Origin of the sequence: Chitinophaga sp. W3I9 (assembly GCF_050434025.1) — a bacterium.
Classification (GTDB): Bacteria; Bacteroidota; Bacteroidia; order Chitinophagales; family Chitinophagaceae; genus Chitinophaga.
The window spans coordinates 2,867,168-2,888,617 of record NZ_JBNPWC010000001.1 but is presented as its reverse complement, the minus strand read 5'-3'; the positions used below and the strand labels follow the sequence as shown (position 1 = coordinate 2,888,617).

The 21,450-nt window shown below is 47.9% G+C and carries 18 protein-coding genes; 13 read left to right on the top strand and 5 right to left on the bottom strand.

The genetic code is table 11. The features are described from left to right. Positions 1-33 precede the first annotated feature (33 nt). The 9 genes from miaB (at position 34) to QFZ51_RS12020 (ending at position 7,826) form a co-directional block, all read left to right on the top strand. Positions 34-1,446 carry a tRNA (N6-isopentenyl adenosine(37)-C2)-methylthiotransferase MiaB gene (gene miaB / locus QFZ51_RS12060; RefSeq protein ID WP_429046101.1) on the top strand — a complete coding sequence of 471 codons (1,413 nt, stop codon included), beginning with the start codon at positions 34-36 and terminating at the stop codon, positions 1,444-1,446. A 106-nt stretch (positions 1,447-1,552) separates the two neighbouring features. After that, on the top strand, positions 1,553-1,777 hold the full coding sequence (locus QFZ51_RS12055; protein ID WP_429051582.1) for a HepT-like ribonuclease domain-containing protein: 225 nt from the start codon (positions 1,553-1,555) through the stop codon (positions 1,775-1,777). 6 nt (positions 1,778-1,783) lie between these two features. Continuing rightward, the gene (locus QFZ51_RS12050; RefSeq protein WP_370912672.1) at positions 1,784-3,022 is read left to right on the top strand and encodes a sigma-54 interaction domain-containing protein; all 1,239 of its coding nucleotides are present in this window, start codon (positions 1,784-1,786) and stop codon (positions 3,020-3,022) included. Positions 3,023-3,046: 24 nt separating this feature from the next. Then, complete coding sequence (gene lptE / locus QFZ51_RS12045) at positions 3,047-3,568, top strand: LPS assembly lipoprotein LptE (protein WP_370912673.1); 522 nt, start codon at positions 3,047-3,049, stop codon at positions 3,566-3,568. Positions 3,569-3,601: 33 nt separating this feature from the next. Next, positions 3,602-4,540, top strand: a complete 939-nt coding sequence (locus QFZ51_RS12040; RefSeq protein WP_429046099.1) for a hypothetical protein — start codon at positions 3,602-3,604, stop codon at positions 4,538-4,540. A 5-nt stretch (positions 4,541-4,545) separates the two neighbouring features. Beyond that, positions 4,546-4,905: a preprotein translocase subunit SecG gene (gene secG, locus QFZ51_RS12035; RefSeq protein ID WP_429046097.1), complete on the top strand. Its 360-nt coding sequence runs from the start codon at positions 4,546-4,548 to the stop codon at positions 4,903-4,905. Positions 4,906-5,038: 133 nt separating this feature from the next. Further along, complete coding sequence (mltG, locus tag QFZ51_RS12030) at positions 5,039-6,091, top strand: endolytic transglycosylase MltG (protein WP_429046096.1); 1,053 nt, start codon at positions 5,039-5,041, stop codon at positions 6,089-6,091. 14 nt (positions 6,092-6,105) lie between these two features. Beyond that, a complete protein-coding gene (locus tag QFZ51_RS12025) occupies positions 6,106-7,065 on the top strand; it encodes a YihY/virulence factor BrkB family protein (protein ID WP_429046095.1) in 960 nt (319 codons plus the stop codon). A gap of 152 nt (positions 7,066-7,217) precedes the next feature. After that, positions 7,218-7,826 (top strand): redoxin family protein, encoded by a 609-nt coding sequence (locus QFZ51_RS12020; RefSeq protein ID WP_429046094.1) that lies wholly within the window; start codon positions 7,218-7,220, stop codon positions 7,824-7,826. A 2-nt stretch (positions 7,827-7,828) separates the two neighbouring features. Here the strand turns inward: QFZ51_RS12020 and QFZ51_RS12015 are convergent, their stop codons facing one another. Continuing rightward, the gene (locus QFZ51_RS12015) at positions 7,829-10,360 is read right to left on the bottom strand and encodes a M14 family metallopeptidase (protein WP_429046092.1); all 2,532 of its coding nucleotides are present in this window, start codon (positions 10,358-10,360) and stop codon (positions 7,829-7,831) included. A 129-nt stretch (positions 10,361-10,489) separates the two neighbouring features. On the opposite strand from QFZ51_RS12015, the gene ggt reads away from it, so the two are divergent. From ggt to QFZ51_RS11995, 4 genes are read left to right on the top strand one after another with little or no spacing between them, the layout of a single operon-like run. After that, positions 10,490-12,196 (top strand): gamma-glutamyltransferase, encoded by a 1,707-nt coding sequence (gene ggt, locus QFZ51_RS12010; protein ID WP_429046091.1) that lies wholly within the window; start codon positions 10,490-10,492, stop codon positions 12,194-12,196. 15 nt (positions 12,197-12,211) lie between these two features. Continuing rightward, on the top strand, positions 12,212-12,739 hold the full coding sequence (locus tag QFZ51_RS12005; RefSeq protein ID WP_429046090.1) for a DUF1572 family protein: 528 nt from the start codon (positions 12,212-12,214) through the stop codon (positions 12,737-12,739). A 6-nt stretch (positions 12,740-12,745) separates the two neighbouring features. Beyond that, positions 12,746-13,168, top strand: a complete 423-nt coding sequence (locus tag QFZ51_RS12000; RefSeq protein WP_429046088.1) for a hypothetical protein — start codon at positions 12,746-12,748, stop codon at positions 13,166-13,168. A gap of 5 nt (positions 13,169-13,173) precedes the next feature. Then, complete coding sequence (locus QFZ51_RS11995; protein ID WP_429046086.1) at positions 13,174-14,226, top strand: aminotransferase class I/II-fold pyridoxal phosphate-dependent enzyme; 1,053 nt, start codon at positions 13,174-13,176, stop codon at positions 14,224-14,226. 141 nt (positions 14,227-14,367) lie between these two features. On the opposite strand, the gene QFZ51_RS11990 is transcribed toward QFZ51_RS11995, so the two are convergent. The 4 genes from QFZ51_RS11990 to QFZ51_RS11975 are packed head-to-tail and all read right to left on the bottom strand — an operon-like array spanning position 14,368 to position 20,816. Next, a complete protein-coding gene (locus tag QFZ51_RS11990; RefSeq protein ID WP_429046085.1) occupies positions 14,368-15,357 on the bottom strand; it encodes a DUF5007 domain-containing protein in 990 nt (329 codons plus the stop codon). Positions 15,358-15,380: 23 nt separating this feature from the next. After that, on the bottom strand, positions 15,381-16,055 hold the full coding sequence (locus tag QFZ51_RS11985) for a hypothetical protein (protein WP_429046083.1): 675 nt from the start codon (positions 16,053-16,055) through the stop codon (positions 15,381-15,383). 26 nt (positions 16,056-16,081) lie between these two features. Next, on the bottom strand, positions 16,082-17,641 hold the full coding sequence (locus QFZ51_RS11980; protein WP_429046081.1) for a RagB/SusD family nutrient uptake outer membrane protein: 1,560 nt from the start codon (positions 17,639-17,641) through the stop codon (positions 16,082-16,084). Between the two features lie 19 nt (positions 17,642-17,660). Next, positions 17,661-20,816 carry a SusC/RagA family TonB-linked outer membrane protein gene (locus QFZ51_RS11975; protein ID WP_429046079.1) on the bottom strand — a complete coding sequence of 1,052 codons (3,156 nt, stop codon included), beginning with the start codon at positions 20,814-20,816 and terminating at the stop codon, positions 17,661-17,663. Positions 20,817-21,450 lie beyond the last annotated feature (634 nt).

Here is a 21,450-nt window from a genome sequence, read left to right as displayed (position 1 = left end):
TACCTATTTTTGCCTTCCAAAATTTTTGTCAGGATGCTTGATCTGGATACCAAAGTGCATGATGAAAGTCGCCAGGGAGAAGCTTTTGCTCCTGCAACGACTGGCACCCAAACATATACTAAAAAATTTTACATTGAAAGTTATGGTTGTGCAATGAATTTCAACGACAGTGAAATTGTTGCCTCCATCCTGGGCGAGGAAGGCTATGGCCCTACCCGCAATGCGGAAGAAGCCAGCCTCATACTCCTCAATACCTGCTCTATCCGCGAAAAAGCGGAACAAACCGTACGTAAACGTCTTACTGAATTCAAAAAAATAAAACAGCAAACCCCCGGCATGCTGGTGGGTGTTTTAGGCTGCATGGCCGAACGCATCAAAGGTAAACTGCTGGAAGAAGAGAAACTGGTAGACCTGGTAGTAGGCCCCGACGCTTACCGCAGTCTCCCGGCGCTGATTGCAGAAGCAGGAACCGGTCAGAAGTCGGTGAATGTATTGCTAAGCCGCGAGGAAACCTATGGGGATATCAGCCCGGTACGACTGGATAACAACGGGGTTACTTCTTTTGTGTCCATTATGCGGGGCTGTAATAATATGTGTTCCTTCTGCGTGGTGCCGTTTACCCGTGGCCGTGAACGCAGCCGCGACGCCTATTCCATTGTGAAGGAAGCTGAAGAGCTTTTCGCCAATGGCTACCGCGAAGTAACGCTCCTGGGCCAGAATGTTGACTCCTACTACTGGACCAGCAACGACGGCAGCGAAACCATTACATTCGCCATGCTGCTGGAAAGAGTAGCGCTCATCAATCCTTTGCTGCGCGTACGTTTCAGCACTTCCCATCCGAAAGACATTACAGATGAAGTACTATTCACCATGCTGAAGTACGATAACATCTGCAATTATATTCACCTGCCCGTACAAAGCGGCAGTTCACGCATCTTGCAGCTCATGAACCGTACGTATACCCGCGAATGGTATATCAAAAAGGTAGACCGCATCCGTGAACTGATCCCCGACTGCGGCCTGTCTACCGACGTGATCACCGGCTTCTGCACGGAAACTGAAGAAGATCACCAGGATACGCTCAGTCTGATGCGCTATGCCCGCTACGACCTGTCTTATATGTACTTCTACTCCGAACGTCCGGGTACACTGGCAGAACGCCGGTATACAGATGATATTCCGGAAGAAGTAAAGAAAAGTAGACTGGCCGAAGTGGTGGCGCTGCACCGCGATATTTCGCAGGAAAACATGCTGAAAGAAGTAGGCAAAACGTTCAAAGTATTGGTAGAAGGCACTTCCAAACGCTCCGATGAGCAGCTGTTTGGCCGCAACGATCAGAACAAGGTAATCGTGTTTCCAAAGGAAAACTTTAAAAAAGGCGATTATGTGATGGTTAAAGTGGAAAGCTGCACATCAGGTACTTTGATCGGGAAAGCTGTAGTTTAGCAATAAATAATTGATAGTATGATAAATCCGATTATTTCCCGTCACCTGGAAGAGATAAAAGATACTTGCAATAAACATCATGTAAAATATCTCTTTCTGATAGGCTCTGCAGCCAGGATTACAAATAATAGGTGAAGCCGTCATTTGTGCGCTAAAAATAAAGCCCGATCTGAATATCAGTGAGGTGCAAAAAATAAAAGCAACAAGGAACATTATTGTTCATGACTATGATGGGATCAATTACAGGATTCTGTGGGATATCGTCAATAATCATCTTCCCATTTTAAAAACGGAAGCTGAAGCTATTTTAAACCATCAAACATATGAATAACCGCTTATGGACATACAGGCTATAAAAAACAGGTTTGGCATTATTGGTAGTAGTCCTGCGCTCAATTACGCATTGCAGGTGGCTGTTCAGGTAGCCAATACCGATCTCACGGTACTCATTAACGGTGAAAGTGGTGTTGGTAAAGAGGTTTTTTCACAGATCATTCACGCCCTGAGCGCACGTAAACATAATCCGTTTATTGCCGTTAACTGCGGCGCTATCCCCGAAGGTACCATCGACTCCGAGCTTTTCGGTCACGAGAAAGGATCCTTTACCGGCGCGGTCGACAGCCGTAAAGGTTACTTTGAAACCGTTAACGGCGGTACTATTTTCCTCGATGAAATTGGCGAAATGCCAATGGGAACACAGGCAAGGCTGCTCCGTGTACTGGAAACCGGTGAATATATCCGCGTGGGTTCCTCCAAAGTACAGAAAACAGACGTGCGGGTAGTAGCCGCTACCAACCGCGATTTGCTGGAACGTACCCAACAGGGCAAGTTCCGCGAGGATCTTTACTACAGGCTCAACACAGTCCCCATCCGGGTGCCTGCGCTCCGCGACCGTAAAGAAGATATTCCTTTGCTGTTCAGAAAATTCTCGGTCGACTTCTCCGAAAAATATAAAACACCTTCGATACAACTGGATGAAGAAGCCCGTAATATCCTGGTGAACTACCCGTGGAGAGGTAATATCCGCGAGCTGAAAAATATTGCAGAACAAATTTCCGTTCTGTCTTCAGATAAGCTGGTAACTGCCAATGATCTGAAAAGGTTCCTCCCTGATCAACCGGAAGTGAACCGCCTGCCCATGTTGGCGGCGCCACAGCAGAACAGCGATTTTAACAGTGAGAGGGATATCCTGTACAAACTTTTCTTCGATATGAAGAAAGATGTAACAGAAGTAAAGAAAATGTTCTTCGACATCCTGCAAAATCCGAATATGCCACATGCAGCTGAGTATCATCCTGATAATCATGTGCTGCACACTTATCCCGGCGCTGCAGAAATGAATACGCCTCCCGGCGCCGGCCTGGGACCAGCGCAACAGCCCATTATCCTGTCGGATAATAAAATTGATCATCACGAAGAAGTAGAAGAAACATTATCTATTGCCGACAAAGAGAAGGAACTCATTGTGAAAGCGCTGAAAAAACACAAAGGCAAACGTAAGGATGCCGCGCTGGACCTCGGTATTTCCGAAAGAACGCTTTACCGCAAACTCAAAGAATATAATATCGCCGAATAAACGAATCTTAATCTTAGCACCACAATGATCAGCAATATCAAAGTATTTATAGCCATCGGCGTAATGGCAATATTGGCAGGTTGTAGCGTGAAGTACTCTACCACCGGCGCCAGTATCGAACAGGGAGCCACCACCGTGAATGTACGCTTCATCGAAAACAGGGCGCCCATCAATAACCCGACCCTGAGCCAGAAGCTGACAATGAAACTGCGTGATAAGATTACTTCACAAACCCGTCTCACACAGGTGAACGAAACAGAACCCCGCGCCGATTACGAGTTCAAAGCCACTATTACCGGCTACTCCTTTTCCAATGCGGCGGTAACCAATGTGGACCAGGCGGCTACTTCCAGGCTCAATGTTACTGTAAACGTTACTTTCATTAAAAGGATAGGCGATAAAAAAGGCTTCACCCAATCCTTTTCCCGCTCAGCAGAGTTCCCGGCCACGCAATTGCCCAGCTCCGTGGAAAACAATCTGCTGGAAAGCAATATTATTCCCGGTATCACAGATGATATCTTTAACAGGGCTTTTGCAAACTGGTAGTGTGTAATCATTAATTTATTACATTAGCAACCTATGACGGCAAACAGGATTATAGCACATGTGTTTCTACAACCCTCCCTGGAGTTGGTGAATGAAGCGGCAATGGAGCAACTGGTAGCGGATCACCCGTATTTTTCCGCAGCCCGCCTCCTGCTGGCAAAAAAAGTATACCAGGAAACCGGCAACCTTCATCACCCCGCCGTAAAAAAAGCGCTCCTGTATTCAGATCAGCATCACTATGCTTATCAGCTGATTACAGCAGAAGAGGTGTTACAGGTTGTAGAAAACCGCGTAGCTGCCATTATTCCGGAAGATGCACTCCCGGAGGTAATGGAAGAACCGGAGGCGCCCATCGCCGTCGCGGATTTTGAACCAGGTAACGCCAGTCATACCGCCACCGCGGAAATACTCCCACCACCGGTAGTAATGCCGGCGGCTACCAACGGGCAGGATCATGCAGAGGCCGTGGATGAAGAAGAATCAACTTCCTCCGGCCCTATTAAGATATTCCCGATGGCAGCGGCCGAAGAAGAAACGGAACTGATCTTTCAACCTTTATACACAGATGATTATTTTGCTTACAAGAGACTTAAAAATCCCGATGAAGCAGATGATTTAAACGAACAAGGAGCGGCAGAAATGAAGAGTTTTACTTCCTGGTTACGGCAAATGAAAGACAATTTTGCCGGGAAAACCAGCAAAGACTGGTATCACCAGCAGTTACACCGGATGTATGAAGAAGAGGAAGAACCGGAAGTTTCTGAAACCGTGGAAAAAATGGCGATGGACTCCATTGTATTCAACAATGATATCGTTTCAGAAACCCTGGCCGAAATCTGGGTACGCCAGCAGCAGTATGGCAACGCGATTAAGATATATCAAAAATTAAGTTTGCTTAATCCCGACAAAAACGCTTATTTTGCGCAAAAGATATTAGACTTAAAGTCAAAAACAGATAAAAATAAACAGTAATTTCTATGTTGATAATTTTTGGTATCCTGATCATATTAGCCTGTGTGTTGTTGGGCTTCTTCGTGCTGATCCAGAACCCAAAAGGTGGCGGACTCTCCGGCAGCCTCGGTGGTGTTGGTAATCAGGTGATTGGGGTGCGTCAGACAACTGACGTATTGGAAAAAGGTACCTGGATACTGGCGGCACTGATTGCCATCTTGTGCCTCACTGCTCCTTTCTTTATTGGTAAAGGCAGCAAAGTGCAGCAGGTTGCACCAAGTGCAGTAGAAAAAGCATCCGCTGGCCAGCCAATTGCGCCTCCGGCACCATCAACTCCGTTACCAGGCACCCCTGCTCCGGCACCGGCTCCTGCTCCCAACAAGTAATTAACACTATCAGCATAATAATATTTGAAACCTCGCCGTTAAAAGCGAGGTTTTTTTTAATGGCAACCGGCGGCGTATATTGAAAAACCTGGCTGATCACGCCTTTGCCCACTTGTAACTTCCAACACGATCTATGGCGAAGAAAAGCAAACAATCCAGCGCAAAATCAGTCTGGATAAGACGGATACTGGTCATTGCCGGCTGTTTGGCGGCCGGTGCACTGGTATATACCTCCTACCGCGTATTTGGCCCCAATACCAAACCATTTGGCGACAGCAAATACTTTTATGTGCGCACCAACAGCACCTACTCAGCGGTACTCGACGGACTGGAAGAACAGGGCATTATCCGCAACCGCAACAGTTTTAACTGGGTGGCGGAAAAACTCGACTATCCCAACCGCGTAAAAGCAGGACGCTATAAAATTACCCACGGCATGAGCAACTTCGACATTGCCCGCATGCTCCGCTCCGGAAAACAAACACCGGTGGTACTCGTGATCAATAAACTACGCACCAAAAACGATTTCGTCAGGAAGATCTCCAACAACCTGGAAGCAGATTCCAATGTAATGCGCTCCCTGATAAATGACCCGGTATACCTCCGCCAGTTTGGCCTGGATACCAATACCGTCATGTGCGCCATCATCCCCAATACATTCGAATTCTACTGGAATACCGGCGCAGAAGCCGTATTTAAAAAACTGGAAAAAGAAAGGGAAGAATTCTGGACGGCGGAAAGAAAAGAAAAAGCCGCTAAACTGGGCCTCACCGCCAATGAAGTAACCATTCTTGGCTCCATCGTGGAAGAAGAAACCAATAAAAACGATGAAAAGCCAATGGTTGCCAGCGTATACCTCAACCGCTACCGCAAAGGCATGCGCCTCCAGGCAGATCCTACCGTGAAGTTCGCACTGCAGGACTTCGGGCTGAAAAGGATCCGGGAAAATCATACCCTCTTCGATTCGCCGTATAACACTTACCGTTATGCCGGCCTGCCCCCGGGACCCATTTGCACGCCCTCGGAAAAAACTTTAAATGCCGTATTGAATACTCCTGAAACAGATTACCTTTATTTTTGTGCCAGAGCCGACTTCTCCGGCTATCATGCTTTCGCAGCCACCTATGCCGAGCACCTGATAAACGCAAGAAAATACCAGGCAGAACTGAATAAAAGAGGATTCTAAATAAAATAACAAATTTGGCCTTCAGACCCGAAAACATCATCTTCCGTTCAAAACCCTACCGCCGGCTGGTGGCAAGGACTAAAACACTGATCCTTCCCGGGTTTGAAGGCATCCCACTATACGACGTACTGAAACACTTCGGACAGGAAACCAAAAGCCGGGGACTGGGAGACCGCGCCAGGGCCATTTCCTTTAACTTCCTCCTGGCCATTCCACCATTTTTCATCTTCCTGTTCACACTGGTACCATACATCCCGGTGCAAAACATAGAGCCCACCCTCTACGACCTGGCGGAAGACCTGACACCCAACTACAACACCTATATGATTGTGCGGGGAATGATCCACGACTTCCTCTACACACACCGCAACGGATTGCTCTCTATCGCCTTCCTGATGGGATTCTTCTATTCCTCCAACGGCGTAATGGGTATTCTTCGTTCCTTCAGTAAAATACAGGGCGCCGGCTTCCGGAAAAGAAAATGGTGGCAAAACAGGCTGATAGCACTGCAACTCACCGCCATACTGGTTTTCCTGCTGCTCATTACCGTTGCCCTCATCATTGCTCAAGGCGCTACCCTCCGCTGGCTGTTTAACATCATCGGCATCCACAGCACCTTATTACGGAACGTGATCGATATCGCCCGGTGGGTACTGATCATTATGCTTTTTTACTCGGTGAATGCGGTGCTGTACCGCATTGGCGCCGCTACCACCACCCGCTGGAAATTCATTACCGCCGGCGCCGCCGTAGCCACTATATGCATGATCCTGGTGACCATAGGGTTCTCCTGGTTTGTGAATAATTTTGGCAACTATAATAAGATTTACGGATCTATCGGCACCATTCTCGTACTCATGCTGTGGGTGTTCTTCAACTCCTTTATCCTCCTCGTAGGGTTTGAACTGAATGCCAGCATCAGAACCATCAGCGACGCAAGAAAAGAAGCAAAAAAAACTTCCCTGCCCGCATAACAAACCTCGTCAACTTCTTCTTTTATTCCCTGACAAATATTTTTATCTTATTCTTTTTTATTATATCTTAAACGATTATTTGTCTTTGAAAAAAGACAGGAATATCCTGTAGCATTTTACTATATTTAATCAGGACCTGAAAACCATACGCTATGATAAAGGCCACCTTTTATTTATCCTGCTGTACTATTTTACTTTCTTCCTTTCAACCAAACCGGGAAGTTCCCCTGGAACCGGGATCTCCTTTACCAAAGTCAGAAATTGCCTGTACCGATATTTCCGGAAAAGAGATTTCATTGGGCGCAGCAAAAGGCGCCAACGGATTGCTGGTCATCTTTGGAAGTAATCAATGCCCGTACATGCTGCGCAACCAGGAACGGCTGCGTAACATCTGCATGTATGCTTCAAAAAACCGGATCGGCATCATTATGGTGAACTCCAACGAAGCTGCGCGTACCGGCAATGAATCCTTTGCCGCCATGAAGCAGTATGCCACCTCGCAGCATTTCACCTGGTATTATGTGATAGATAAAAATGCGGTACTGGCCAATGCCTTCGACGCCAATCATACACCCGAATGCTTCCTGTTTGATAAAAACAGCCTGCTCGCTTATAAGGGCGGAATTGACGACAGTCCGGGTAATGCAGACGCTGTAAAAACACGCCTCTTACAGAATGCCATCAACGAAATGCTGGCTGGCAAACCTGTCAGCGTAAACACTTCCCATACCCTGGGATGTAATATAAAAAGGAACCTGTAAAACTATTGTCCCACCAGGAAAACTGCATTGCTAAACAAGAGCTTGCCATTTTCCCAGAAACTTCTGAACAGGGGATTATCTGCAAGAATAATCACTGATCCGTTACCTATTTCTTTCACACCAAACAGCAGCCCGTCTTTCAACTGCTGCCGGGTAGATGCCCCCACAAAGCCGGTGAGGTAGCTGTCTTTCTTTAACACGCCCACATTCCAGCCGCTGCTTTCAATAAACTCATACAAATGCGCATCCTGCTTCAATGTATAATACAAAGCAGGGTAACCAAAAGCCAGCGGATGCGTGGTATCCAGCTGCACTTTATAAATGGCGCCGGGTATAAACTGTTTAATGCTTTCCCGCTCCCTGTTGGCATAAGGTTTCACGGCATCATACGGATGCGCTGCTGCGGCTTTCTCTTTGGCGTCTTTATCTTTCTCTTCTTCCTTTTTCAGTTTAATGCCCCAGTCGGCGCCCGCTACCTGTACCGCCGCACTTTCCAGTGCAATCAGTTTTCCCCCGTTATTCACCCATTCTTTCAGTTTGTCGGTAGCCGCTTTATCTTCAAACATCTTATAATCCCCATCTGCTAAAATCAGCACATCGGTCCGGTCCCAGTTAATATCATCCACATTTCGTTCATCCACTACCGTTACAGGGAAATCCAGCTGCTGCTCAAAGAAATGCCATATCTCCCCCATGCCCAGTGAAGAGATGCCTCTTCCTGCCAGCAGGGTTACTTCCGGCTTGCGGATAAACCGGATCTTGTCTGAGCCAAAGTCCATTCCTTTATCTACGAACCCAGTAGCCACTGCTTCCAGTGAAATCTTAAAATGATTGGCCTGCATGGTGATGAACCGGTCGAACTGATCTCCTTTGGCAGTATTGCCCGAACGGGTAATAATAAGCGTACCTGCGGGGAAATCCTTACCGCCGGCAGTAAACGGTGTTTCTGTAAACCGTACTTTAATATCGTTTTGCAATAACGCCGACAGGAATTTCACATCGCGCACGCTGTTCCATTTAGCCAGGTAAGCATAGGGTTGCTGTATCGACAACGGCGCGTTGTTACGTGCCGCCGGCGCGTCTGCCGCTGGTGTTAACGGCAGCTTCACCGCATAGGAAGTTAACCCGTAAGCATACGGCAACGCCCATGCAGTAATATCGTAGGTAATGGAATCTGTTAAATGAGAGACCGGTTCAAACAATACCCGCAGCATATTGGAATGTGGCTGATAGGCATTGATCACCAGGTCTTCTTTATCGATGGTAAACGTTTCTGTTTTGCCGGTAAAGTAATTGAAGCCGCTGGCGCTGCCGGTGTTGGCGCCAAAGCCGAATGCGATATTATTTTTACGCAGCAGTTCTGCCATCGTGTTAAGCTTTTCGGTGTTGCCGCCGGCCTTCACCACATATGATTTATACCCGCCCTGTGGCGCTTTCTGCGCCGCTTCAAAGTATTGGGTATACTCCTGGATAATCTTGTCTGCCTGTTGGGACGCCACTTCTATGGTAGACATGCTGGTGGTGAAATGATGCGCAATACGGTCGGTCAGTGTAAGCGTATCGCCGTCTTTTTTCAGTACTGCCACGCCTGCCCTTCCGCTGCCCCCCTGCTCGTACGTCATGCCAATGGCGCCGTTGTACATGGGATAGGTATCGCCATAGCTGGGATAGAACAGATCGAAACGTTCCTTTGTGAAATACAACCAGCCCTGCTGATCAAAGTACTTCGCATTGTTTTTACCAATGAGCACCTGCAACTGGCGCTGCCAGGGTGTAATAGCGTCATGAAAAGGTTCTGCTGCAGGCGCAAAATAATAAGGCGCTTCTATTTCCTGCTCATGAAAATCCACATGCAGCTGTGGCATCCACTGGTTGTACTTCGCCACCCGCTGCTGCGATTCCTTTTGTGTTTGCCAGGCCCAGTCGCGGTTCAGATCGAAGTAGTAATGGTTAGCCCTTCCGCCTGGCCAGGGTTCATTGTGCTCCCTCGACCAGCGGTTTACATTTGGTGTAGCGCCGCGGGTGTTGTTATAGAAGTTCACATATCTTTCACGTCCATCGGGGTTCAGGCAGGGGTCAATTACCACCACGGTATTCTTCAGCCACTGCTGCGTTTGTGCATTCGCGTTATTCACCAGTTCGTAGAGGGCCTTCATCGATGCTTCCGTGGAAACCGCTTCATTACCGTGCACGTTATAGCTTAACCAGACAATCACCGGCTGATTGCCGGCGCTGTTGCCTTTCGCGTTGGACATGTCCAGGCTGTGCTGCCGGATCTCCTCAAGCCGGCCGGCATTTTCAGGAGAAGCAACAATTGCCAGCACCAGCGGCCTGCCTTCATAGGTAGTGCCATACTGTTCCAGCTTTACATTTTTCGCTGTAGCGGCTACCTGTTTGAAATAGTCTACCACTTTATAATGTGGCGTAAACTGTGTTCCCAGGGGATAACCGAGAAACTGATCAGGGGTTGGCACCTGGGCATTTGCAAAAAGAACGCCCAGCATAACAACGGTCATTAGTATAAATCTGCGCATAGAAAGCCTGCTATTATTGGATACTGTAAGTTAGGAATTGTTTTCGGGTGATAATTATTAACACTGCTTAAATTATTAAATTTCCTATAATTCCCCGCATATCCTTAATTTCGATCCAAACAGATACCCATGCGTTTCCTTATCATGCTGGGGATGACGGTATGCACTTTACATACCGCCTGTGCCCAGCAAACAACAGATGAACTACATCCTTACGATTATAGTGTAGAAAAAGATATCAAAGTGCTGCATGGAGCAGTAGTATCTGCGCATCCGCTGGCCAGCCGTGTAGGCGCCATCGTACTGCAACAGGGCGGCAACGCGGTGGATGCGGCCATAGCCACGCAGCTGGCGCTGGCCGTGGTATACCCGGGCGCCGGCAATCTTGGCGGAGGAGGGTTCCTGGTAGGTCACCTCAAAAGCGGCCGGAATATCGCCATTGATTACAGGGAAACAGCCCCGGCAAAAGCGCACCGGGATATGTACCTCGATTCTCTTGGCAACCCGGTTACCCAGCTGAGTCTTGATGGCCAGCTGGCCGCAGGCGTGCCTGGCACCGTTGCGGGGTTATTTGCCGCGATGAAGTACGCCAGGCTGCCTTTTGCAAAACTCATAGATCCGGCTATCCGCCTGGCAGAGAAAGGGTTTGTGATCACTGAAGCAGAAGCCAGTGGCCTGAACAACGCCAGGGCTGATTTCGAAAGACTGAATACCAGCAAAACCGCCTTTGTAAAAGAACAACCCTGGAAGGCCGGCGACACACTGATACAAAAAGAACTGGCACATACGCTCACGCTTATACGAAATAAAGGAGCCGCAGGATTTTACCAGGGAGAAACCGCCGCCAGCATCGTGGCAGAAATGAAACGCGGCAACGGTATCATGACGCTGCAGGATCTTAAAAGCTATAAAGCAAAGGAAAGGACAGCGGTAGCTTTTAACTATAAAGGCTATACGATTATAACCATGCCCCTGCCTTCCAGCGGCGGCATTTGCCTGCAACAGCTGATGGGCATGGTGGAAAACTATCCCATCTCGCAATGGGGATTCCAGTCGCCACAGGCGGTTCAACTGATGGTGGAAGCGGAAAGGCGCGCGTATGCCGACCGCGCCCAGTTTCTCGGCGACCCCGATTTTGTGAAAGTGCCCATCTCACAACTTACTGATAAAAAATACCTGGCCGCCCGCATGCAGGACTTTACACCCGGTAAAGCAGGTTCCAGTGAACAAACCAAAGCGGGCGTGCTGCCGGAAAGCGAGGAAACCACGCACCTCAGCATCATCGATGCCGATGGCAATGCAGTGGCGGTAACCACCACCCTCAACGGCCACTTCGGCAGCAGAACAGTGGTAGGCAAAGCAGGCTTTCTACTCAACAATGAAATGGACGACTTCAGCGTAAAACCCGGCGTGCCCAATATGTACGGACTGGTAGGCACCGAAGCCAATGCCATTGCACCGGCCAAACGCATGCTCAGCTCCATGACGCCTACCCTCGTTTTACGAAAGAACGAAGTGTTATATTCACTGGGTACACCCGGCGGCGCGACTATCATCACCTCCGTTTTTCAAACGCTGATGAATACACTGGAATTCGGGCTTACCCCATCAGAAGCTATCAACAAACCTAAATTCCATCACCAATGGCTGCCGGATGAAATTGCCGTGGAGAACGATTTTCCCGACACCACCATCCAGGCGCTGGAAGGGATGGGCTATAAAGTAGTGAAACGCGGCGGCATTGGCCGTACAGAAATTATTAAACGGGCGCCTGAAAGCCGCTACCTGGAAGCTTCCGGGGATAAACGCGGCGACGACAGCGCAGCAGGATATTAACTTAAAAACATTGACATGTCTATTCAGTCTATCTATTTACAAAGTGTACTAAAACGGCTTGAAATACACCGGGAGCTGGGCCTTAAAACCATGCTGCGGCTCAACAAAGCGCAGCTGAACTGGCAACCGGAGGGAGCGCCGAACAGCATTGCCATGATTATAAAACACCTGCATGGCAATATGTTATCACGCTGGACCGACTTCCTCACCACCGACGGAGAGAAGCCCGGCCGTAACCGCGACGGGGAATTTGAAGAAAGCGATCTTTCCCCGGAACAAATCCTCCAGCTTTGGGACGAAGGCTGGAACTGTATGCTCCTGGCTATCCGTAGCCTGCAGGAAACGGACCTGGACAGGACCGTGTTTATCCGTAATGAGCCTCACATTGTGATAGATGCCATTAACCGGCAACTGGCTCATGTGCCCTACCACGTGGGACAAATCGTATACATCGGGAAAATGATCCTGAAAAGTAATTGGGAAAGCCTGTCCATCCCCAAAGGCGGATCGGCAGCCTTCAATAAAGAAAAAACAGGGAACTGACCATCCATGAAAATACGTCATCTACTTACCGTTATCGCGGTGCTATCTGTGATCACCGCCTGCCAGGGTAAAAAGAACAATGAACTGCTGATGAATAAAAAGTGGCGGGTATACGATGTAAAAATTCCACCGGAGTCGCCCATCAGCAACACACAATACATACAGGCGCAGGACCTTAAAAAAGGTTACTACCGGGATGCTTATTATCAGTTCCTCGATAACAACGTTTTCGTGGCCACTATTGCAGGCAGGTCGGATACCGGTAAGTACTTTATCCTCAGCAATGGCGCCATGATCTCTGTTACCGCGAAGAACGGCGACCGTAAGGTGGAGAACCTGGTTACCGTTACCCGGCTTACAGAAGATTATTTCGACATGCAGGTAACTTCTACCGATTTCCAGTTTATCTTATGTACTAAGAAAGATTAACGGCTATGTTGTATACGGATCACACGCCCGGCAGAACAGTGACACAGGACGGCCGCAGCTGCCTGTTCTTTTCGGGGTTTGCCTACCTGGGGCTGCATCAGCTGCCAGCCTTCAAACACCTGCTTATACAGGGGATTGAAAGGTATGGCGCCCTGTTTCCTTCTTCCAGGTCGGCAAACTTACGTTTATCCATATACGAAGAAATAGAACATGCCCTGGCTGTTCATTTGCAGCAGCAGTCGGCCGTTGTTTTTTCCTCCGGGTACCAGGCATCGCAAGCCGCTGCACAATACGCTGTCAGTAACAAGCAGCCCCTGTATGCACCGGATGCGCATCCTTCGCTGTGGCAGCAGCAACCGGAGTTGCCGGCTATGAGCCGCGAAGAATGGATTACCCAAACCACTGAAAAAGTAAACACTCACCCGGATCATCACTTTGTGATCATCACGGATACGGTGAACCCGCTTACCGGCACTATTCATTCTTTTCACTGGTTGCAGGAATTGCAGCGCAAAGTATTGGTGCTGGCAGATGATTCCCATGGCATCGGTATATTAGGCCCGGCCGGGCAGGGCGCCATTCATTTTCTGCCGCAAACACCTTTTGTAAGATACCTGCTCACCGCCTCATTGGCAAAGGCCTACAGTATTCCCGGCGGCGTTGTTGCCGGTCATGCAGCCGATATCATGGCCATCAAAAAACTGCCCGTGTTTTCCGCCAGCACGCCTATGATGCCGGCCTATGCTTATGCGTGGCTGCAGTCCGGTGAACTGATTGTCAAAATGCACCGGTCGTTACAGCAAAACATCGCCTTTCTTCTTCATCTTACCGCCAACACCGCTGTGCATAATCCGCATGGCCTGCCCATGTTTATTCTTCCACCCGGTGAAGCATTGGTACAATACCTGCAGGAAAGGGACGTGATCATTTCCAGCTTTGCATATCCGCAGCCACATAGCCCGGTAATCAACCGGGCGGTAGTTTCTGCGTTACATCTCCAGGAAGATATGGCAACGCTGCACCGGTTCCTCCAAGAGTTTGGTGTCACAAAAGCATAAATGCCTGAACAGGAGATAGCCCATACTTTACAGTTGCTTTTGACATGCTTTGGAGATACACCTGATCAGCGGGAATATCAAAAAAAAGAGATTGTATTACGTTGAATACAACCTCTTTTTTATTTATGTTTTACCGCTTTCTTATGGCGTTACCTTTACCGTTTTAGGCATCCTCAGCTCCACAACATAGGTTCCCGCTTTCATCAGGCGGAAAGCAAACAGCGGGTTTACGCTGCCTATTTTGCTGGATACATTTTTATCTACCGATACAAAGGCAGAAGGAATACGATAGTACATCAGGTAGTTCCAGTTGGTACCGCCATTGGAATAGCGGCTCAATGGGAATGGTGCAATCTCAAAGTTGCAGATCATGGCGGTATCTGTATACTCAATGGGATGGAACCTGGCGTAGTTTTCAAAAATAGGACGGTCGCCACGCTTAATGATCTCTCCCTTTTTAGGATTGAAAGGCTTGCCATCTTTATCCGTTATTTTCAGGATCACGGAAGCGCCGCTTTCACTAACCCTGGTAATCGTCATTACCGGTGCGCCCATTGGCACGGTGGGAGAAGCATCATCCGGGAAGAAGTTACAGTTGGCCGTTGTTTCCGTAACCAATGGCGGATCCATAGTAGTGAGCGTTCCGATATTCTTATACACTTTGGAACCGGCCACGTTGGATACTTCCACATCATATTCGTAGGTAACATCCAGCGGTAAGCTGTCGGTGGCACCGTTAAACACAAACTGGCCACTGGTCAGGAATACATAAGGCTGCATCTTTTTCAGTTCACGCTTTTTGTTCACCAGTTCAATGGTGGTGTCTTTCGCGGGATCTACCGCTGCCGTATATACGTAAACAGGGTATTCTTTATAAAATTCATCCGCATGTTTTTTGTTATCTGCCCTCCTGATGTCGAGCAGCTTCACGGTCATGGGCTGGGTGGTACCATCTGCAAGGATGGCGCTTGTTTTCTGGAAAGCGTTACCCCGCTGCACTTTTATGGGGGTGTCCGGTACGTAGAGTCCTTCGCTCAGAAAGCCTTCCTCAATTTTTTTACATCCGGCGATCAATAGTCCCAGCAGAACAACGGATGTAACGAATTTTATCCCTTTATATTTATACAACATACTTTTAAGTTTAGTGGTGATGACTATTTCCAATAAAACACGTGGTTGTTTTGCAGTACATGCAATACACCTGTTTTGGTAATGATACCGGTTGTTTGCAAGGTATACTGCATATCCCTGTCTTCCTCCGGATAGTCATCCGGACGGGGATCCGGATCGAGACCATTAATCACTTTTGTAAGCGCCATATACCGCACACCCCCGGAAAAAATATTGCCAAATGCGTCGGTTTTAGTAAGCTTGAAAGCGAAGTCTTCGTTCACTTTATTTTTATATACCTGCGATTCCAGTGAAAGGTCTGCACGTACAATTTTACCTGCAAAAGCATAGGCCAGCAGGGAGTCGCGCAGTTCAGGCGTTTTCAGGCTATCAATCGTATACTTAACGTTTTCATCGTTCAGCTCAATCTGCAACAGCTTGGTCCTCACCGCCAGGAATTGTTTGATAGAATAATCTGTAGGCGCAACAAAAGTAATATCGCTGTTGATGGTTTCTTTTAAACCGGCCTTGTCGATCAGGAGGATCAGCGTATCGAAATTAGGATTTGCTTTCAGGTAATCGTAGGTAGTAAGATCGGTGTGATCGTTGGTAGGACTGCCTCCCAGGAAATGATCATCTTTCTTACAGGCAGCGAACAACAGGGTGATCATTAAGATGCCCCATCCTGCTTTTGTGGTAAATATTTTTAGTTTGTTCATGTCAGTACGTTTAAAATTTCAAGATGCTATTTCACTTTACCCAGCCAGTATGTATTTTGTATAAGCACGCTGTTATTGAGGAACAACGAGCGTCCTACCGGCCATTTCCAGCCACCGGCATCAAAGCGGTCCTGCGGGAAACCTGGAGCAGCGTTCACATTACCATTCATGAGCATGCCGGTGCGAACCAGGTCGTACCAACGTTGTCCTTCTGCATATAATTCACGGGAGCGTTCCAGGAATGCTTCTTCTTTAATGTCGGCCACATCTTCTGCTAAAATAGGTTCCGCATGCGAGCGTGCCCTTACCCTGTTGATATCCTGCAAGGCGGCGCCTACATTGCCCTGGTCGGCACGGGCTTCTGCACGTAACAACAGCAGATCTGCATACCGCATCAGGATGATGTTGGCGTCTACAGCACCATCTGTAAAGTTGCCCGGATTACGGTAGTTAATGTTTTCCCGGTTAGGGCCTGCAAACTTGCAGATCATCACATCATACTGCCCAAACGCATCCAGGTTGGTGAAGTAATAATGACGGCGCACATCGGTACCGGCTTCATCATACAGTAAATTGATCAGGTCAATATTCGGCGCGTCTACCTTTCCATCTTTATTACTGATAAAAGGTGTTTTCAGGATGCTATAATAAAATCCTTTTTCTACCTGCTGTTCTCCATCCGCTACCTGCATATTGATTTCGAATATGCCTTCCATTGATTTTCCGTGGAAGATCTTTGGATACATTTCGGCGGCGAGTAACTGGTATTGACCGCTTTGCTCAACCGAATCGATGGCGGCAATCGCATTGGTTACGTCGGATACTACCTGTCCTTTGTTCAGGAAGTTTCTCCACATGTATGCGTGCGCCAGTAAGCCAAATGCGGCGCCCCTGTTAGCTCTTACCGCTCTTTCAGTGCCGTTTTTGTATTCCCACGGCAACAGGCTGATAGCTTTCTTCAGATCAGCTATACAAGTATCCAGGATGATCTTCTCATTGGTTCTCGGAATATTTTCTGCTCCCACAGGATTAGGATCATACTTCGTTACCAGCGGCACATCGCCCCAAAGGCGCACCATATAGAAATAACTGAACGCGCGCAGGAAGTAAGCTTCTCCGACGAAACGGTTACGGGTACGGGTAGGCTGATCCGTAAACTGTGCATCGGGGATATTGGGAATATTATGCAACATAATATTCGCTTGTGTGATCACTTTATAGTAGGGAGACCAGTCGTGATATTTATCCAGGTAAGATCCCAGGAAATCGGCGGTATTCATCCCATCTCCACCTTTCACCAGGAACCTCACATCATACACGTCGTAGTCGTTAAATTCATACGCGGGTAAGGAGCCATATGCAAAATGCGACATGTTCTGGTCCCAGTCCGTATTGGTAGTTAATGCCCTGCGCAATAACGCATAGCCGCCGGCCACACCCTGTTCTGCATCCCGCTGGTTTTTCCAGAAAACGGAATTATAGGGAGAATTGATCGGCTCCTGATCCAGCAGCTTCTTACAGGACACGAAAGGCGACAACAGCAGTCCTGCAGCTATTACCGTGAATATATTTTTCAGACAATTCATATCTTCTTCTTTTTAAAAATTAAAAACCAACATTTACACCGAGGGTGAACTTACGTGGTATCGGGTAGCCGCCACCGGTGTAAGTACCTTTTTCATCCACTGCTTCCGCATCCGGAACGCTTGATTTCTGGAACATCTTTACATTGTCTACCACACCATAGATCTGGAGTTTGCTCAGCTTTGCACGTTCCAGGAACTTAGGACTGAACTGGTAAGCCAGGTTCAGGTATTTGATACGCAGGTAAGAACCATTTTCTACAAAGGCTGACGAAAATGGAAGGAACTGGTAGTAATACTGCTGGCTGTAAGGAATTACTTCTGAATATTGGGCGTTATCGCCTTCTTTATGCCAGCTGTTGATCGAAGAAGGATCTATGCCCGCAATAGTAGCGTAGCTGTTGGTTAAGCCGGTGAGCCTGTCGGACATGTATTTGTTGTAGATATCACGTTTAAGGGTAAACGTCATATACACCTGCATGCTCCAGGGGCCGTAAGAAAATACGTTGGTAAAACCGCCGGTACATGCCGGGTTGGGATTACCGCTGCGCACCTTGTCATTCCAGTCCCACACGTCGTAGTCGCCGTTCTGGTCTTCCCAGATAAAGTCGCCCGCCTGCACGGTATGGTTGCCATTCCAGTAGGTGAGCTTTTCACCGGTGTAAGGGTTAAACGGAATATCTTTTTCGCTGGCATATACGCCTTTGCTCTTCATCAGGTAAAACTCGTTGATAGCGCGGCCCTTAGTGAGCACATACGTCATACCGGTATTGTTATCCGGTACCATCAGGTCACGGTTACCATTGGGTAATTTAACAATCTGGTTTTTGATGAAAGATAATATCAGGGTAGAACTCCACTGGAATTTGCTGGTGGGCGGCGTGATACGGCCCTGCACCGTGAATTCCACGCCAGTGTTGCGTACATCTACCGCGTTGGTATTTACTTTATCATACCCCGCAGTGGAAGGCAGCAGCAGGTTAAACAGCAGCTTGGAAGTACCCCTGTTAAATGCGTCGGCAGTTACATTTAATCTGCCGGCAAAGAAGCTTGCATCCACACCAATGTTGGACTGGATGGCCTGTTCCCAGGTGAGTCCGTCCTGTGCCACACCATCTGAGAAGTTAGGCGTTACGGCATTCACGCCGTTGTAGGTGCCGCCGGTAGATCCGCCGTAGGTACCCTGGTTGATGCTGTAATTATTATACTGGAGGTAATATTGTTTTGGTAAACTTCCGGTTACACCATAGCTTCCGCGGATCTTGAAATATTCCACCCACTTTTTAAGCGGGGCCATAAATGGTTCGTCGGAAATATTCCAGCCACCGGATACAGAGGGGAAGTAACCCCATCTGCTGTTACGGCCAAAACGGGAAGAAGCATCAGCACGATAGGCAAATGACAACAGGTATTTTTCTTTATAGTTATAATTCACACGGGAGAAAAAGGACAGCATACCGGAAGACTGGTAATCGGAACCTGAAACGAGGTTGCCATATGCATCCCTGTACATCAGGTAGCTGAGGTTGTAGCCCTGTACCACTTTCACGTTATCATTACTCAGCGCGCCGCTGCCAATACCGGTAAATTCATTCCTGATATTGTTGATAGTGTTACCCAGCAGCACGTTCAGATGATGATCTTTATTGATGATATCAGAAGTATAGCTCAGGGTGTTGTCGAGGTTGGCATTTTCAAAACGCGACTTACCACTTTGTGCGTAAGATAACCCGGCGGTGTTCAACTCTCCGGGACGGAAAATATCGCGGGTATTGATGCTGGACTGGATAGACCCGATGGAAGCAAAGCGCAGCTTTTTAGAGATATCGTAGTTCACGGTAAGACTGGCGGTGATATCATCATTGATATTTTTATCACGACCGGATTCCAGGTCGCCGGTAAAGTTCTTACGGTCGATATCCGAGATATTGAACAGGGAAGAAAGATACTGGCCATCTATTAACGGGATCACATTTTCTCCGGGGAACACGCCGCGACCGCGGGATCTGTCGCCGCGGCTCAAACGGAACAGGGAGGCCACATTTAGGCGGGACGACATTTTTACGCCCATGGCGGCTGAAATAGTGTACCGTTTAAAGCCGGTACCACGGATGGTTCCATCTTCATCGTAGTAGTTACCACTCACGCGGTAGTTGGTATTTTCTGAAGCGCCGGAGATAGACAGGTCGTAGTTCTGGATAATACCATTCTGGTAGAAGAGGTCCTGCCAGTCGACCGCTCCACTGAAGGCAGGATTCAGGCTATCTGTCAGCATCATGGGAATACCATTCACTTTCTGCTGATCAGTAAGATACTTCTGCAGGTAGTCCATTTTGAACCATCTTTCTTCTGCGCCGCCATATACGGTTTCAAACTTTGGTTTCTGGATCATACCGGCATAGGTGGAAAAGTTCACCTGTGGTTTGCCCTGTTTACCGCGTTTGGTTTTCACGATCACCACGCCGTTGGCGCCGCGGGAGCCATAAATGGCGGCAGCGGATGCGTCTTTCAGGATATCTATCGATTCAATGTCGTTGGGATTCAGCCCGGCGATGTAGTTGGTACCGGTGTTGTCAAATGCGGCGGCATCGTCCAGTGAAACAGGGATGTCGTCGATCACGAACAGCGGGGAGCTGAGGGTACGGGCGGCGCTGGCATCTCGGCTGATGGAGGTATTTCCCCTTACCACGAAAGAGCCTCTTACGCCTGGTTCACCGGTGAAGTTTTGTACGTTCAACCCGGCTGCGCGGCCTTGCAGGAGCTGGTCGAAACTGGGAGAAGGCAGGTTTTCGATATCCTTGCCTTTCACGCTGGAAACCGCCGCTGATACGGTTTTACGTCGTACTTCCTGGTAGCCGATAACCACCACGTCTTTCAGACTTTTAGCATCCGGCTTCAGGGAAACAGTAATCGATGTTTTCCCCGACAACACCACTGTTTGCGTTTCAAAACCTATAAATGAAATGGAAAGTTTGTTGGAATTGCCTTTCAGGGTAAGCGTAAACTGGCCGTCGGGGCTTGTGGCTGCCCCATTATTGGTACCGACTTCTTTTACAGATACGCCGGGCAATGCCGCTCCTTTATCATCTGTAACAGTACCTGAAATTTTTCGCTCCTGGGCCCATGCGTGCAGGCATAGGAATCCCATTAGCGCTAGTAGTAGCAACTTTTTGTGCATAGATTCTGGTTTATTGAATTATTCTGGAATTATCAGACTGGTTGACTGAATGCTCACTGAAATTTGTTCACTGGTGAATTAATCCTTGTTACTGTTATTGAAACGGGTGAATTACAACTGTTGCTGGTATGCTATAGTTTGGCTTGAATAATTCCGGTTGCTAAAATGTTTTGTTCACTGAAATGCTACTTTGTTCATCGATTGCTCACTTGTACTTCATTGTTCTGGAAGGAAATTTAGAAATGTTAAAGTTTTCCTAATAGGCCGGAAAGAATTAGTGACACTACCGTGACGGAGATTTTCACGCGGCAGAAAACGCTTATATCTTCTTGTAAATTATTGACAATCAGATATAAACAAGAGAGACCCATTTAAGCACCTGTCTTTTAAAGACAAAATACTATTATTAAATACGAATATAACATCACAATAAAAAGACAGGTCCGACAATTTCGTGATAAACTTATCACCAGAGGATTTTCCGGACGTATAACGGACCTGCACATACTCACTGGCACCTATATACGAAATCGTCCGTCAGCATACTTAAACCGGAAATACATCTTATTTATTTGCTAAATGGCATTGGCTGCCAACTATTAATTATTTTTGCCGGATAAACTTTGCCGCCTGA